This is a genomic window from Pseudoalteromonas sp. FUC4 (assembly GCF_008370255.1).
In the GTDB taxonomy this organism is placed as follows: Bacteria; Pseudomonadota; Gammaproteobacteria; order Enterobacterales; family Alteromonadaceae; genus Pseudoalteromonas.
Genome location: NZ_SEUI01000003.1, coordinates 358786 through 374255, shown reverse-complemented (window position 1 = coordinate 374255; position 15470 = coordinate 358786). Strand labels below are relative to the sequence as shown.

At 38.4% G+C, this 15470-nt stretch carries 18 protein-coding genes; 9 read left to right on the top strand and 9 right to left on the bottom strand.

From position 1 onward, the window contains the following. Positions 1-61: 61 nt before the first annotated feature. Entirely contained in the window at positions 62-1801 is a 1740-nt protein-coding gene (locus EU510_RS11245) for a SulP family inorganic anion transporter (protein ID WP_149593728.1), read from the top strand. A 52-nt stretch (positions 1802-1853) separates the two neighbouring features. Here the strand turns inward: EU510_RS11245 and EU510_RS11240 are convergent, their stop codons facing one another. After that, the gene (locus EU510_RS11240; RefSeq protein ID WP_149593564.1) at positions 1854-2531 is read right to left on the bottom strand and encodes a glutathione S-transferase family protein; all 678 of its coding nucleotides are present in this window, start codon (positions 2529-2531) and stop codon (positions 1854-1856) included. Positions 2532-2708: 177 nt separating this feature from the next. On the opposite strand from EU510_RS11240, the gene EU510_RS11235 reads away from it, so the two are divergent. Further along, a complete protein-coding gene (locus tag EU510_RS11235) occupies positions 2709-3425 on the top strand; it encodes a DUF1223 domain-containing protein (protein WP_149593563.1) in 717 nt (238 codons plus the stop codon). A 79-nt stretch (positions 3426-3504) separates the two neighbouring features. Here EU510_RS11235 and EU510_RS11230 read toward each other — a convergent pair whose 3' ends face one another. Further along, positions 3505-4158, bottom strand: coding sequence for a hypothetical protein (locus EU510_RS11230; protein WP_149593562.1), 654 nt, complete (start codon positions 4156-4158; stop codon positions 3505-3507). A gap of 182 nt (positions 4159-4340) precedes the next feature. Here EU510_RS11230 and EU510_RS11225 point away from each other — a divergent pair, with 182 nt between their 5' ends. Then, complete coding sequence (locus tag EU510_RS11225) at positions 4341-5699, top strand: serine hydrolase domain-containing protein (RefSeq protein WP_149593561.1); 1359 nt, start codon at positions 4341-4343, stop codon at positions 5697-5699. A 167-nt stretch (positions 5700-5866) separates the two neighbouring features. Here EU510_RS11225 and EU510_RS11220 read toward each other — a convergent pair whose 3' ends face one another. Further along, complete coding sequence (locus tag EU510_RS11220) at positions 5867-6688, bottom strand: AraC family transcriptional regulator (RefSeq protein WP_149593560.1); 822 nt, start codon at positions 6686-6688, stop codon at positions 5867-5869. 126 nt (positions 6689-6814) lie between these two features. Here EU510_RS11220 and EU510_RS11215 point away from each other — a divergent pair, with 126 nt between their 5' ends. Both EU510_RS11215 and EU510_RS11210 read left to right on the top strand, forming a co-directional pair. Further along, on the top strand, positions 6815-7285 hold the full coding sequence (locus EU510_RS11215; RefSeq protein ID WP_024611663.1) for a YHS domain-containing (seleno)protein: 471 nt from the start codon (positions 6815-6817) through the stop codon (positions 7283-7285). A 102-nt stretch (positions 7286-7387) separates the two neighbouring features. After that, complete coding sequence (locus tag EU510_RS11210) at positions 7388-7822, top strand: nuclear transport factor 2 family protein (RefSeq protein WP_149593559.1); 435 nt, start codon at positions 7388-7390, stop codon at positions 7820-7822. A 68-nt stretch (positions 7823-7890) separates the two neighbouring features. Here the strand turns inward: EU510_RS11210 and EU510_RS11205 are convergent, their stop codons facing one another. The 6 genes from EU510_RS11205 to EU510_RS11180 all read right to left on the bottom strand — a co-directional run bounded on the left by EU510_RS11205 (position 7891) and on the right by EU510_RS11180 (position 11831). Further along, entirely contained in the window at positions 7891-8232 is a 342-nt protein-coding gene (locus EU510_RS11205) for a YajD family HNH nuclease (RefSeq protein ID WP_149593558.1), read from the bottom strand. A 37-nt stretch (positions 8233-8269) separates the two neighbouring features. Beyond that, positions 8270-9205 carry a hypothetical protein gene (locus EU510_RS11200; RefSeq protein ID WP_149593557.1) on the bottom strand — a complete coding sequence of 312 codons (936 nt, stop codon included), beginning with the start codon at positions 9203-9205 and terminating at the stop codon, positions 8270-8272. A 99-nt stretch (positions 9206-9304) separates the two neighbouring features. Further along, positions 9305-9904 (bottom strand): ACP phosphodiesterase, encoded by a 600-nt coding sequence (locus EU510_RS11195; RefSeq protein WP_149593556.1) that lies wholly within the window; start codon positions 9902-9904, stop codon positions 9305-9307. Between the two features lie 232 nt (positions 9905-10136). Beyond that, entirely contained in the window at positions 10137-10370 is a 234-nt protein-coding gene (locus EU510_RS11190; RefSeq protein ID WP_024604744.1) for a ChaB family protein, read from the bottom strand. Between the two features lie 16 nt (positions 10371-10386). Next, complete coding sequence (sodC, locus tag EU510_RS11185) at positions 10387-10956, bottom strand: superoxide dismutase family protein (protein ID WP_149593555.1); 570 nt, start codon at positions 10954-10956, stop codon at positions 10387-10389. 380 nt (positions 10957-11336) lie between these two features. Next, complete coding sequence (locus tag EU510_RS11180; protein WP_024604742.1) at positions 11337-11831, bottom strand: general stress protein; 495 nt, start codon at positions 11829-11831, stop codon at positions 11337-11339. 464 nt (positions 11832-12295) lie between these two features. Between EU510_RS11180 and EU510_RS11175 the strand changes: the two genes are divergently transcribed. The 4 genes from EU510_RS11175 to EU510_RS11160 all read left to right on the top strand — a co-directional run bounded on the left by EU510_RS11175 (position 12296) and on the right by EU510_RS11160 (position 15340). Further along, positions 12296-12676: a hypothetical protein gene (locus EU510_RS11175; protein ID WP_149593554.1), complete on the top strand. Its 381-nt coding sequence runs from the start codon at positions 12296-12298 to the stop codon at positions 12674-12676. 271 nt (positions 12677-12947) lie between these two features. Beyond that, positions 12948-13193, top strand: a complete 246-nt coding sequence (locus EU510_RS11170) for a DUF4235 domain-containing protein (RefSeq protein ID WP_024593336.1) — start codon at positions 12948-12950, stop codon at positions 13191-13193. A 384-nt stretch (positions 13194-13577) separates the two neighbouring features. Beyond that, the gene (locus EU510_RS11165) at positions 13578-13886 is read left to right on the top strand and encodes a hypothetical protein (RefSeq protein ID WP_149593553.1); all 309 of its coding nucleotides are present in this window, start codon (positions 13578-13580) and stop codon (positions 13884-13886) included. Between the two features lie 305 nt (positions 13887-14191). Continuing rightward, on the top strand, positions 14192-15340 hold the full coding sequence (locus tag EU510_RS11160; protein WP_149593552.1) for a hypothetical protein: 1149 nt from the start codon (positions 14192-14194) through the stop codon (positions 15338-15340). Positions 15341-15470: the final 130 nt, after the last annotated feature.

Genomic DNA, 15470 nt, shown 5'->3' with positions numbered 1-15470 from the left:
TACTTATTTGAATATTAAATTTACTATCAAAACGTTACTACCATTAACAGGAAAAGTTGAAGTGCTGTCGCGTTTATATAATTTTATGCCCGGTTTAAATACACTACTGCACTATGAACGCCAATGGCTTGCTGATGATGTAAGGGCGGCGCTATCAGTAGCTGCAGTGGCTTTACCTGTTGCCATTGCTTACGCACAACTAACCAGTGTTAACGCCGCCGTAGGGTTATATTCTTGCATACTGCCAATGATGCTATATGCACTTTTTGGTACTTCAAAACAATTAATAGTCGGCCCTGATGCCGCAACCTGCGCTGTTATTGCAGCCGTAGTAACACCTCTTGCTGCAGGTGACAGCTTTAAGCATTGGCAACTTGTTGTCACCATGACCGCTATGACCGGCTTTTGGTGCTTTATAGCTAGTAAGTTTAAGTTAGGTGTATTAGCTGACTTTTTATCTAAACCTATTTTAATGGGCTTACTAAACGGCGTAGCCATCACTATTATTGTTGGTCAATTTTCTAAAGTATTTGGTTTCACTTTTGATGAGCGCTACTTACTTGAACGCCTCGGTGGTGTGCCCACATACCTAGCGCAAACACACGTTCCCACCTTATTAATGGCTTTGTTTACACTGGCGGTCTATTTTGCCATGAAGCGGATAAAACCCACGTGGCCTGCATCTATGTTTGCTATTGCTTTTGGTGCGCTTTTGGTATGGATTTTTGATTTAAAACAATTTGATATAAAAACCATTGGCACCGTAACTGGCGGGCTTCCCGTTTTTAATACCCCTGTTTTTGATTTAGGGATTATTCGTGAGCTGGTGGTACCCGCACTTAACTTAGCCATAGTGAGCTTTGTTAGTATGATGCTTACAGCCCGTAGCTTTGCAGCTAAAAATGGCTACGACATAGACGCCGATAAAGAATTTAGAGCACTAGGTATTGCCAATATAGCGTCAGCTCTTTCGCAAGGTTTTGCAGTCAGTGGCGCCGACTCACGCACCGCTGTTAACGATGCAACGGGTGGTAAAACGCAGTTAGTATCAATAATAGCAGCGGCCATTATTGCGCTCATAGCTGTATTTTTAACAGCCCCATTTGAATTTATTCCAAGCGCAGCGCTAGGTATTGTACTTATTATTGCCTCTGTTCATTTACTCGATTTAAAAGCTGTTTGGCAATTAAAACGAAAAGACAAACAGGCATTTTATCTTGCCTCAGCCACCTTACTTGCGGTGTTATTTATTGGCGTTATACCAGGGATCACACTTGCTGTATTGCTAGGGTTATTTCAATTTATTCGCACTGTTATGCGCCCAACCGACAATATACTCGGCGTAGATGTTAACGGCGTAGTAAGAAGTTTAGACGCCACAGATAAAGCAAAAGCAGTGCAAGGCGTGTTTATTTACCGCTTTAATTCACCTTTAACTTACTTTAATGCCAGCTACTTTAAACGTAGATTACTTGAGCAATACGCAAGGCAAAAAGACGACACTCAATGTGTAATAATTGACGCTGTGCCCTGCTTTACTCATTTAGATTTAAGTGTAATGGCCATGCTTGCAGATCTCGACGTTATATTTAAAAAGCGCAATATAAGGCTTGAGCTTGCAGGTAGAAAACGCCAGTTACTTTCGTGGTTTGATATTGCAGGAATGAAGTCAGGAAAAGAAGGTATATATATTCACTCAGACTTATACATCGCCCTAAAAAGAAATAGCGTAAGCCAGCACACGCAAGAGGTTAGCTTGTTTGAGTCAGACGAAAATAAAGAACCGCTCACACAGCCATAAAATACAATAAGCAGATCAGCTAGCTGATCTGCTGTGTGGTATTAAGTAGTTTTTATACTTTTGGGTAGTTTGAAGGAAAAAACGCTTTTTTAGCATCTTCATCAAACTCTTTTTTAAAGGCTATATCAGTACCAATTGCGCGTGCACGTGCAACCGCTGGGCGGCTATCAATACTTTCAAACCAACGCTTAAGATTTGGGTACGGTGCTAAACCCTCTTCACCTAATACAACCGGTGCTTTATCAATCCAGCCCCATGCAGATACATCAGCAATGGTATACGTATCACCCACTATAAAGTCACGACCTTCAAGGTGCGTATCAAGTACTTCGTAATGGCGCTGCGCTTCACGTAAATAACGATTAACCGCGTAATCAAGCCCTTCTGGTGCCATGTGTCTAAAGTGAACACTTTGCCCTGAATACGGACCTAAACCCGATGCGATAAACATTAACCACGACAGCATTTCAGCGCGGTCATCGGTCTTGCCTTCTAGCTTTGCATACTTTTCAGAAAGGTACATTAAAATAGCATTCGAATCGAACACACGCGTTTCACCATCAACAATTGCTGGCGCTTTAGCATTTGGATTAATTGCTTTAAATTCAGGCGTATGTTGCTCACCTTTTAAAGTATCAAGAGGAACAAGTTCAAACGGTAAGCCTGTTTCTTCTAAAAAGAGTGCAACCTTCATTGGGTTAGGAGTATGGTGAAAATAAAATTTAATCATGTAAAGTTCCTCAATAATTGAGCAACGATTAAAGCACAACTTGAGCGGGTGTTCAAATTAAGTTTTAACTAAGTAAAATACACAGTTAAAACGTGATTTAATTGTGAGGATTTCGTGATACTTCATTCGTAAATATCATTTAAGCTGAATGCAATATCAGCCTTTGCGAGAAGTAACATGCCTTTTAAAGCACTATCCCATCCATTTTTTATCTCACTTGTTGGGTTAATAATTTTTTGCTTTCAAAGCCAAGCTGCTGAGCAAGTAACTATTTCCAGTACAGCTAATCCGACTACCTTTTTAGAGCTTTACACATCGCAAGGTTGCAGTAGTTGCCCACCAGCAGAGCGCTGGATTTCAACGTTTACAGATGATGAAAAGCTATGGACTGATTTAATTCCTATTAATTTTCATGTTACTTATTGGGATTATTTAGGATGGAAAGACCCGTTTGCCTCTGCTGTTTTTAGTAAAAGACAACGCACGTATAAGGCACTCGGTAAAAGTAAGATTGTAGCAACACCCGGGTTTATGGTTAACGGCAGCGGGTGGCAAGGTTGGTTTTATAAACAAGCCATACCTATAACTAAAACCCCTTATTTAGGTAATTTAAAAGCGACTATATACAACAGTAAAATTAATCTCGAATACGATACGGTTAATACCGAAGGTGGTACTAACCAAAACTTAATAGCTCATGCAGCTCTGTTAGGCTTTGGTATAGAAACACAAATACACAGCGGCGAAAACGCAGGCCATAAATTAAAGCACGACTTTGTAGTTATTGGTTACGAGCAAAGTGACATGCAAACCAAGCAGCAATTATCATTAACTGACTTACCCCTGCCTCGCGCTAAAAAAATATCGCCAACAAAGCAAGCCCTAGTGTTTTAGGTATCTAAAAAAGGCGACCCTACCCCACTACAAGTTGCAGCCGATTGGTTTTAATATGGATAAAATAAACCGCTGAAGTTTAAAAGTAAGCCACCATAATACCTTTAACTATACAGCTTGTTAGTAGTCCACTCATACCCATATACGTAAACATAAAGCGTTGTTCAGAATCTGTTTTAAACACGAAAGCGACTAAATAAAGAGAAGTAATAATAGCTACGCTTAGCATAAGCCCATAAATAAATGAGCCGCTATAGTGTGGTAATACAGCTAAAGCGAGTGCGGTTAAATTAGTGCCAAAGAATGCTACGGGCTTTTTAATACCGCGTAAAATGGCAAATAGAGGTATAACAAAAGTAAGACAATACAACCAAATAATATGAGTAGACCATCCGTAACTTAAGGGAGCTTTAACTTCAAAAGTAGAAAGCTTAAAATTACTCGAAAAGGTCAATCCTGTATTAATAATTACACTTACAATAAAAGCCCCAATAAATAGAGCGACTAACACCGCAATTGCACCGCCTGCGGTAGCCCCTGCTTTCTCTTTTTCTATAATTAAAATAATGACACTTAACAGCCCACTTAATTGTAACCACTGCCAATAATCGCTCGTAAATAGCGGAATAGCAGCTAAAACGATCGTAGTTATAATTAACTTACTTCCATCATTTGAGCGCAATAAATAAAAGGCCATTATGGCAATATAAAATAGAGCCGTTATATCAGGCATATAAATAACTTCCTTGTAAGAAAATAATAAAACTAATAAACGCAGCGATTATACCTATTACTGAGCTCCTATAAAATTCGATAATTGTGTTTACTTTTTAGCTGTGCAATATTAAATCACTATTAAACACAAGGATCGCTAAACCTATTTACAGGTTTGGTATAAAAACTAAAAGGATGAATATGATTAAGCCATTTTATACGAGCTGTTTATTAGCCCTCTTGCTATTAACACCCAGCCTTGTAATAGCAAACCCGACGGCCTCGCAATATCAGCAAATTCTTAACGAGAGCCTTACTGAAAACGAGCCTGGGGTATCGGTAATTATAAGTAAAAATGGCAAAGTACTTTTTAAAGGAGTGCGCGGTCTTGCCAACCTTGAACATAACATTGCACTTAATGAACAAAGCGTTTTACGTTTAGGCTCTATTTCAAAACAATTTACTGCAGCTGCAATTATGATGTTGCAAGAGCAAGGTAAGCTAGCGGTTACCGATGATATTCATAAGTATGTTCCAAGCTTTCCCACAGAGGGCAACCTGGTCACAATCGAAAACTTATTAACCCACACTTCAGGCATCGCCAACTACACAGATGACGACGACTTATTCGATAAAGAAATACAAGTACCCACCAGCGTTGACGATACACTCAAGAGATTTGCTAAACACCCTATGATATTTAAACCCGGTGAAGCAATGGCTTATTCAAATACCGGTTATTCACTGCTTGGTAAAATAATTGAAGTAGCAAGTGGCCAGTCTTACAAAGACTTTATTGAACAACACATATTTAAAAAGCTAAAAATGAACCAGAGTAGTTATGAAGGGCAAGAAATTGTTGCCCATCGCGCAGCTGGGTATGAGCAAACAGAGCATGGCTTTATCAACACCAGCTATATTAATATGGACTGGCCATATGCAGCAGGTGCGCTTATATCTACCCCAACCGACTTAAACATTTGGTTTAGTGCGTTATCGTCTGGCAAGCTAATTAGTAAAGCAAGTTATGAAAAAATGATCAGTCCTTTTAAGCTCAACGACGGCAGCTTTTCATCCTACGGTTACGGATTAATTATTGAGCCAATGAATGAGTACACCGTAATTAAACACACAGGTGGAATAAATGGCTTTTTAGCGCACGCACGCTACATACCAGAGCAAAAGCTATATGTAGTCGTACTGGCTAATTCAAACCACATAAACCCTATTTTTATCAACGAAAAACTCACAGCCAAAGCACTAGGTATTGCACTGCCCGAGTTTAAAAAAGCAGATGTAACAGAGCAGCAATTAGCGCCCCTATTGGGTGATTACCGTATTGATGAAAACACCTTACGCAGCCTAATTTTTGAAAATGACGTTTTGTATTCAAAGCGTACAGGTGGCGATAAAACAAAACTTATTACCATGTCTAAAAATAGCTTTTACTATCCTAATTCAAACAATTACTTAGTAATAGAAAAAGACAGCCAAGGGCAATTAGTAATGAAGTATTTTAGTGGATTATCAACAACGCCAACTGAGGCGATTAAGATTTAGTTTTATAACCCCTCCCAAAAAAAGAATGCCCGCAGCCTTCTCTACTTATAAGCTCGGGTATGACTGGTTTTATCGAGATCCTGAGATAAATTAAGATCCTATTAATTTGATAATGCAAAAAGCTTTACCAGATTCGAAAATGCAGCTTACTCAAAAAAACTAAACATTTACTGCTGACTCAATAGCCACTCCTTTGGTGCTTGCCCTGTTTTTTTTCTAAATACACGGGCAAGTGCAGAGCCATTTTCGTACCCAACCTGATTAGCCACTAAATCCATATTTTGATTTTTTAAAATAAGCTTTTTAGCAACCGATAAACGCCAATCAGCCAAATAGTCAGCTGGTGTTTGCTCAATTACTCGCTTAAACGTATCGGCAAATTTAGAACGCGACATACCACACTCCTCAGCCATAGCGCTAAGCGACCAGCTTTGCTCTGGGGTTTGATGTATTTTAATTAATACCTTAGCTAACTGAGGATGGGCAAGCCCTGCCATCATTCCGCTTTTAATTGTGCCTTCTTCTAGTACTTTTCGCAGCACACTAATTAAAAATACATCGCATAAGCGATCTATAATTAAATCCTTACCGCTGGCGTCTTTAAATGCCTCTTCAAAAATCCAAAAAGCGCTTTGATCTAATAATCCATCACCCGTTAATTCGTAATTTAAACAAAAAGGCAACGCCTGTAATAAAGGGCTATGCCCGCCGCTTTGATAGCTAATTTGTGCGCAGACTAAATCAGCACCGTCACTTTTATCCGAAAACAAACAATGCCCTGTAGAGTGAGGAAAAAAGATAACCGAAGGCGTAGATAAAACCACTTCAAAGCCACTGTTACTGCGCACTTTTAAAGTACCTGAGCGCAATAAATGTAAATGCCCAACACCTTTATCGTCACTAAAATCGCTCGTGCCACACATATTGCCGCTAAAAAACACATTCGCATTAAGTGAAAAATGCCTCAACACACTCGAAAGTACGTCCACAAACGCTCCTTTGGATTATTGGTATGAAAATACAGACTAATAGACGCATATTAACCAAGTAATAACGATAAAGTACAGTTGAGTTTTAAACAAACAAACCTATTTAATTTTTCTTTGGAGATACACATGAAATTTTCGACACTCACTAAATCAGCTTTTTTTGCAGCATCGGTACTTGCAAGTTCATTAAGCTTTGCAGCAGACATAGACGCAAATGCCGACGTTAACGACATTGCAATTAGTGGCTACGACACCGTTGCTTACTTTACCCAAAACAAAGCGGTAACAGGCAGCTCTGAATACACTGCAACACATAAAAATGCCATTTATAAGTTCAGTTCAGCTAAGCACCGCGACTTATTTAGAGCTAACCCAGAAAAATACGCACCACAATTTGGTGGCTTTTGTGCGTTTGGTGTTTCAATGGAGAAAAAGTTTGACGTAGATCCAGAAGCGTTCAAGATTGTTGAAAACAAACTTTATTTAAATCTTGATAAATCAGTTCAAAAACAATGGCTAAAAGACGTACCAGGCTTTATTAATTCAGCCGATTCAAACTGGTTTGATATAAAAGACAAAACAGCAAAAGAGCTTTAATAAATAAGGCTTAGCTTAAATATAATATTATAAGGTTGCTTTAGCTTACACCAGCAGCCTTAAATTTAGTGCGTTGTTCATTATTAGCAGTAAGAGAGTTTTATGTTGAAATCGTTGTTAGTTATTATAAGTGTTACCTTTTTATCGTTCAGTGTATACGCAGATAAAGCCTCTGATAAAGTAGCGATAAAAGCCGCAGTAAACGACTACTTTCAGGGTCAAGGGGAGGCGAGTAAAGAGCGTTTATTTCGCGCATTTGCAGCAGAGCACGCAACAATGGTTGGCGTAGTAAAAAACGACGACGGTAAAGAAGTTATTAAGTCATATAAAGATATGACCAGTGTGCTTAACCAATGGGCATCAAACAAAAATCCAGTGGGTGGAAACCTCGATGGTGAAATTATTAGTATGAACATAGTTGACGATCGTTTAGCTGTTGTTTTATTTCGCTCTACAAACCGTTTTTATGATGCACTAACATTATCTAAATTAGATAATGAATGGAAAATAATCGCTAAAGCTTACATTTTGCAATAACTGCTAAGCCAGTAATCGCTGTTATAAAATTAGATTATATTTATTTAACCATTAACGTGGTTAAAATATTACTTTGACTTATTTAACAGCGCTTTTAAATTGGCAAATGGAGAATGCGTTGCAGCCTCAACTTTTCGCTCTGTAGTCGACCCACCATACATAATATGTTCGTGATATTTATTGTGCTCATTATCGTGGCAATAAATACACAATAGCTCCCAGTTACTGCCATCTTCAGGGTTATTACTGTGGTTATGATCAACATGATGCACCGTTAACTCACGTAAATTAGAGTACTCAAATTCACGGGCACAACGCCCGCATACCCAAGGGTACAATCTTAAGGCTTTAATTCGGTAACCTTCCTCTTGCTTCACATAAGCCTGAGGTACTGCGTTATTATTACTCATAGTATTCCTGGTAAATTCACTATCTCGGTGATCAATACTAAAAAAACTTAATTACTGACAAATCACCAAAAGAAGTATTTATATGACGGCCCGTTTGCTCCCATGCACGTAGTACGACCATAAGTTTTTTATTGTCAGAAGTCCAAGAAATTCCACCGCCGTATGCTTCAACTTTTTCACCGCCCGAATCTTTTAATCCCAGCCCAGGGTTTGTGTTTTGAATATTCCCTTTACCTACTTTGTATTCAGCAAATACGTGAACATTATGCGGTAACGAAAATGATAAAAGCGAGCCAATACTCCCCCCATACGAATTAGAAATTAATTTAGTGACCTGTGGCACAGGTGAATTTAAAAAATCAGCCTGAAACACAATATTATCTTTGTTCTCAAGAGATACATGCTTGAAAGACCACGCGCCAACAACACTTAATGCCACGTCAAATTTGTTACTTAGCTTTGGTCTGTTAAGAAAAAAGTGCTCAAACAAAGACTCTTTATTATTGAAGGTATAAAAGTTGTGTTGGCCAGATAGCTCAAACTTGGTTGAGCGTGTGTTTTGCGAGAAAAATTGCTCTGACTGATTGCCGCTTAAGTTGCTAGCCGTGCTTTGCAGCCCTTCAAGCGTTTGATAGTTAAATGTGATTTTAGAATTTTTAAATTTTCTATAAGAGAGCAGTATATCTTGTGTTTTTGTTTCAACATCATCTTCAAAAATATCGGCTGAGTAGCCAATTTCAATGTCGTTAATATCAAAAAACACACCCACACGCTGGTTATTTATGGGCTCTAACGAAAACAGTGTTTTTTGATTACTGCCCGCCAAGTCATCGTATATTAGCGCATGGCTAGTGCTTGGGTTTGAAATAGTTGTGCGTACTGATTTTAGGTCAAAGTCGAAAGCCAATACAGCACCAGATTGAAATGCCGCTAAAACAGCAAAGCTCACAATAACTAAATAATTGCGATTCATTAAAAACACTCAAAAATTAATTTGTATTAGAGTAGCGCTTTTTTTACATTAAATAATCACAAAAGGTTAACAATTAATGAAGACATTAAATAAAGCGCTTTATTTCTTTTTTGAGGTGCTTTCGAGGTCAAACTCACTTACATGGTTAATTAGCTCAGGGAAAAACTCTAAAAAAGTAGCCTCTAGTTCGTCGTAGTTACGCGTTATATCATCAGCCGCACCTGCAAAAGTGTTCGTAAAACGAATGCGTTTGGCAATGTTATCCAGTGCTAACCCTATTCCCTCAACGGTTTCATATTCTTTAAACCAATCGTTTTTAGTCATGCTTGTTACAACATGCTGCATTCGCGGTGGCATAACAAGTATACGGTTATTTAAAAGCTGATAGCTGGTGTACTTAAAATCACTTAAAGGTTGCTTGCTAAATCGTTGCCAATGCACAATTAAAAAATGATCAAACACCACATCAATAGCTACACCAGCAAAGCGCTTACGCTCGGGTGAAAAGTACTGTTTAGCGTGTTTTACTGCGCGGTGAGAGTCGGTAAATTTATCGACTAAATAGTGGTTATCGAGCCCGTTTATAACTGTATTTGGTAAGTGTTCTACATGCCTTTTACCACCAAAGTCGCCCAACAAGTTCCCAAAGTGAGAATCGGCTGTAGGCTGTGCTAAATAAAGGTGAGCTAAATAATTCAAAGTGTTCTCTGATTGGCTAATACAAATAAATAATAACGTAAATTTAGACCAAACTCACATTCGTGTTTAAAGCAGTACTTATGGTTTTGCTTATCAGTTTTTACTCAAACATAATGCAAAGTATTGTATAAACAGCGCAACTATAAAACGAGTATATAAAAAGCCGCTATATCAGCTGCATCAGCTACAGCGGCTTTTTAATGCGTTAGCTTTGTTATTAGTTTGATCAAAGCTAGTTACTCGACTTTACCCAATTTCCATTCTCATTTTTGCTATAACTATTTTTAACCGCCGACCAAGCTACTTTATGCGCTGTTGTTTCGCGGTCATCATCGTTTTTTCTATCGCTTGGGTCTTCATAGGTATCCCACGCACTATTAAACGCTTCTTGATATATCTCTTGAGCATGTTTAGGTAAGTTACTTTTTACCGACTCAGGTAATTCATCACGATTTTTATATGGCATAACTTTCTCCTTATATTTACTCAATTACACCACAAGCAACACGTTTGCCACCTCCACCTAATGGCTTTGGCTTATCTGCATAGTTATCACTTCCTTCGTGAATCATTACTGCGTGTTGTTTAAGTTTTTCAAGCGTGAGCCTTGGCGCTAAAACGGGCGATTTAGCTTGGCCACTTTCATTTACATACAACGCCGGTAAATCGCCTAAATGGCCATCCCCCCAAGGAGAATCGTGATGCTCGCTAGCTTTTGGATCGAAATGCCCACCAGCGGCACCACCTGGCACTACCTTATCGCCTTTTTTCTTGGGTTCACAACTAGCAAATTGATGAACATGAAAGCCGTGTTGCCCCGGCGTTAAACCTTTTAAGTTTGGTGAAAAAACAACGCCGTGATCATTTTCTGTTAGTGTAATAGTGCCTAGCAATTGCCCCTGGCCCGACTTAGTAACTTGGTGCATTTCAACGTTTACATTAGCCAGTGCACTATTTTGTAGTAACACGCTGGTAAATAATATTGCAAAAGCAGGTTTTAAAACGCGGTTTAAACTTCTTTTAGTTTTTGAATCAAACTGCAAACAATTCATCATCATCTCCTGGTTTAGTATCAAATTAATAAAACAATATCGCTAAATTAAGCGGCTATTAAACAAGTAGTTTCAATGTCTATACCAGCCCTACGCGGAAGCATTAATTTATGAATAATTTATTTTTAATTTATTGATTAAAAAGTAAATTTATAGTTTTTATTAAACTTAAATAAGTAGCTAATTAACTAACAAAACTGACTTTCAGCCAAAGATTGAGCAAAAACCAAGGCATATTTACAAACAAAATGGCAACTTTACAAAACTCATAAAAGGAGATTACCAACGATCCAGCTCAAAAAGCCAAGTTAAAAAAACGAAAAAAAAAGGTGAAACTAAGTTTCACCTTTATAATTAATTTTGAAATTAATTAGTTAGCGTTAAGCCGTAGAAACGTTACTTGCGCCTGCATTGTTAAGTATTTCTTCAATAGCGTTTTTATTGTCACTATCGTACTTAACACCAATTAATATAGAGCCCTTTTCAATGGCATCTTCATAATATTTAATTTCGTGCTCAGGGATAAACGCACCAATTGCAGCGCCTAAAGTACCACCTACTGCGGCGCCTGCACCACCAGCTGCAAATGCTGCGACTAATGGTCCGGCAACTAATAAGCCCGTACCACCTGTTGCTACAGTACCCACTGCAGTAAAACCGCCAATAATAGCAGCAAGAATACCACCTGAAGCCGCGCCTACAAGGCCACCTTCAGCCGCTTTTGTACCTTCGTCTACAGCAAAATCTTCCTTTGCGTATGAGTCATTGGCTACAATGCTTATGTTAGCTTCATTAATACCTAAAGCTTCTAATCTATAAATTGCGAGTGTTGCTTGTGATGCACTTTCGAATAACCCAGTAATAACGGTACTCATAATAACTCCTTTATTTATTTAAGAAAATACACTTACTACTAAGCAAAACCCAAACCAATAAATTTATTATTTAAAATCAATATGATAAAACAAAGGCCATAACTAACCCTTTCATTGTTAGAGTAAAAATTGCCAAATTTTGTAAAAAACTCCTATCTACAAAAAAACTCCTTACGAAATAAAGGGAGGTTTTTATTACTCTCTTGTTTATGGTTATTACCGTGCTTACCAATAAAATTAAAAACACCAAAAGAGCATTATTTTTTATACGCTTTAAAGATTAAAAAAAGACGCTTACCCTCTTCAGGCTCCCTACCCAGTTACAATTGTGTTTTATTAGTTCAGTAAAGAGTCAGCCTAATTTTGTTATCACTGCGGCTAATTTTTCGGTGCGCATAAATCGTAAAATACTGTGCTAAATCTCCTTTTTATATTGCCCTGCTATTAGCAGATATAGGCCGGCCATGAATTACGAAAACAACTTTTTAAATCAATCACAACAAACTGCACTGCAACAAGCGATGATTAATACCAAGCTTTTAAACGGCACTTCAAATACTAACAACATGCCAACACCTGAACAGCAGGCTTATGGGGCTATTGCAGTTATGCTTTATCGCTTTAATTTACAAAAAATAAAATGGTCATCATTTTTAAAAACGGCAATAAACACAGCTAGCAACGCCTGCCAATGGCTAGCCAGCGAGCTTACAAGATGCCAACAAGAATACAAAGCCCAACCTAATGACGCTGTAATAATTGAGCAAAACGCTTTTTTAAATGGCATTTTTAGCGAAGAGCTCGCCTATATTGACGCCTTACTAGGTACTGAGTTACTAACTTAAGAAATACCCTAACAACAGTAGAGTAATCTTTAGCTTAATATTCTAACTAATGCCACGGTATTGGTTGCTCTATAACCACCAACCCTCAACTAAGTTAGCATCAGGCTAATGCTTCAAATTGATTAGTATTATTGCGGGTAGATATAAATGCTTTGTGTTTCTCGTAATACCTATTTTAAGCCTATCGGTATATAAATTGCTGTTACTACTGTTCTTACTTAAAGAGTTACCTATTAATAACTCAAGTTACAACTAAATAATCGAGGATAATATGAGTAATAAACAGCTAATTACGACAATAGGTATAGGTCTGGCCGCTGCATCTGCAGGTATGTTAACAAGGAAAACTTTACAAAAATCGTGGGAAAAGGTTACCAACGAACCAGCCCCAAAAGATAGACCAAGCGAAGAAACAGATCTTAAAGAGGCCGTTACATGGGCGGTAGTTTCAGGCATTGGTGCGGGCGCTGCAAGAATGGCCGTACGCTATGTGCTAGACAAGCGCCGATCTAAATAAACCGTCCCTATTGATACCTCTTATAAGTATTAAACGTAATACGGAGAGGCTCAAAAGGCGGCTTGCGACAGCTACTCCTGTGTTGTCGTAAGCCACTTGGCAAAACCCTAGTTAAGGTTACTTAACTATTGAGCCAAAAACATATAAATACCCAAACCGGGGTTCAGTGATGAAACTTAAAATGTCGGATGGCACGGCTACGCCACTTATCCGACCTACATAAGTTAGAAAAGCCGAAGGCGCCTTCCAACATGTACTCCATATTTTAAACAGATACACTCTATTAAGCATTAACCCCCTTTCAAAGTTGTTGCCTGCCCACAAGCTTGCGTATAATGCCCGCATTCCGGCTGCATTTTTTAGCCGCTAACTTGGATTTTAATAATGAAAAAACTCTCTGCAGTGCAAGTAAAACAGCAAGCACTTGTACTTAATACTGCCGAAAAATTAGAAGAACAAGGCCGCGCTGAGCTCCCAGGCATGCTGCAATGCTGGTTTGATGTGGAATATCACTTATTTCCAAGTTCATTACTGCTGTGCTTTCAGTTTGAAAACGAGCAAGCCTTAGCCGCCGCAGAGCCTGATTTATTAAAGTGGCAAAAGCGTTTAAGCGGCGCAATGCTTAAAAAAGGCGTTATTTTAAAAGATATGCGTAAACATTTAAAATTTACGCTCAAAGGGCCTGACGATTAAAACGAGGTTTTTAAAGGGGTATAAAACCTTTTACTCATGTAGCCGAAGCGCATAAAACCATAATCGAAAGCCGCTGCATTAATGCTACGGCTTTTTACTTTTATGAGCGCTTAAAGTAGAACCCATAAAGATCAATTTTTAACTCATAAATTTTTATTAGCCGATAATGCTAATTGGCCAGTTAAACAATACCAATGCTCGGCAAAAGCAAATATCAGTCGATTCAACGTTAATTGGTTGCCCTAAGTTAGCAATAGTAGGATAGTAAATTACATATAAAACAATAACCTTATATTAGGAATATTATGATCAAAGTATTATTAGCGACCAGCTTAATTGCTTCTTCATTCGCTGCTTTAAGTAATCCTTTAACTGTTGAAGAACAGCGTATCAACAAAGCCCAATCGGCAATGCCAAATGTTTTAAATGCATTTACCTCACAAGTATCAAGTTTTGAGCAACAATTTAAAGAATTAAACGACTTTAAAAGTGCAAAAATTTTAGTACAAAACTTTAGCTTTGAACTGTGGGAAAGCGCCAAGCAACGCATAATAAAAACCAATAACTACGACGACCGAGAGCTTTACTGGGCGCGCCTACTTTCAAGCAAAGTAATACGCACAACATCGCCTAAGTTTTCAATTACGCAGGCTCAACTAAATACTTTACTAACCCTACTTGAGGAAGGCAGCAGAGGCCGCACCGACCTTGCTTTTTCATCAGGCAGCACTAAAAAAATATTACTTACGGGCTTTGACCCTTTTTTACTCGATAGAAACATAAACCAAAGTAACCCCTCAGGTGTTGCGGCGTTATTACTCGACGACCAAGTTATTAATTACAACGGCATCAGCGCAGAAATTAACACCGTTATGGTGCCTGTGCGCTACGAAGACTTCGATCAAGGTATAATAGAATCACTACTTGCCCCTTACTACGCACTTAATAATGTAGACATGGTAGTAACCGTAAGTATGGGCAGAACAGAATTTGATTTAGAGCGTTTCCCAGGTAAACGTCGCAGTGTAACCGCCCCCGATAATGCCAATATTGTGTATGGCGGCACGCAAACAAGCCCAGTAATACCAAAGCTTAATGGCCGACCACTCCCAGGCAACGAGTTTGTAAAATTTAGCTTGCCTGTAAGTTACATGCAACAAGCCAAAGGCCCTTATAAAGTTATCGACAATCACGAAGTCACCACGCTTGAAAAAAACTATAAAGCGGGTTCGTACGGCGAGCTTAAAAATAGTATTGCGGTAAATGGCGGCGGCGGTGGTTACCTCTCTAACGAAATATCGTATAGGAGTATTCGCCTGCGCGATGCGCTTAATTCAAGTATACCTACAGGGCATATTCACACCCCACGTATACAACAATTCGAACCTGAAACAGAAGCAAAAATAGTAAAACAAATAAAAGCAATGCTAGAGCAAAGCTTAGTAGCGCTATAGTTTATAAAAACCAATTTAAGCGCATAAAAAAGGGCAATAATATTGCCCTTCTTAGCTTCTTTATCAAATTATTTTTTAAGGAGGTTACTACTTTTTCTTAATCTTAAAAGCAAAAAGAAAGACCTGTCCC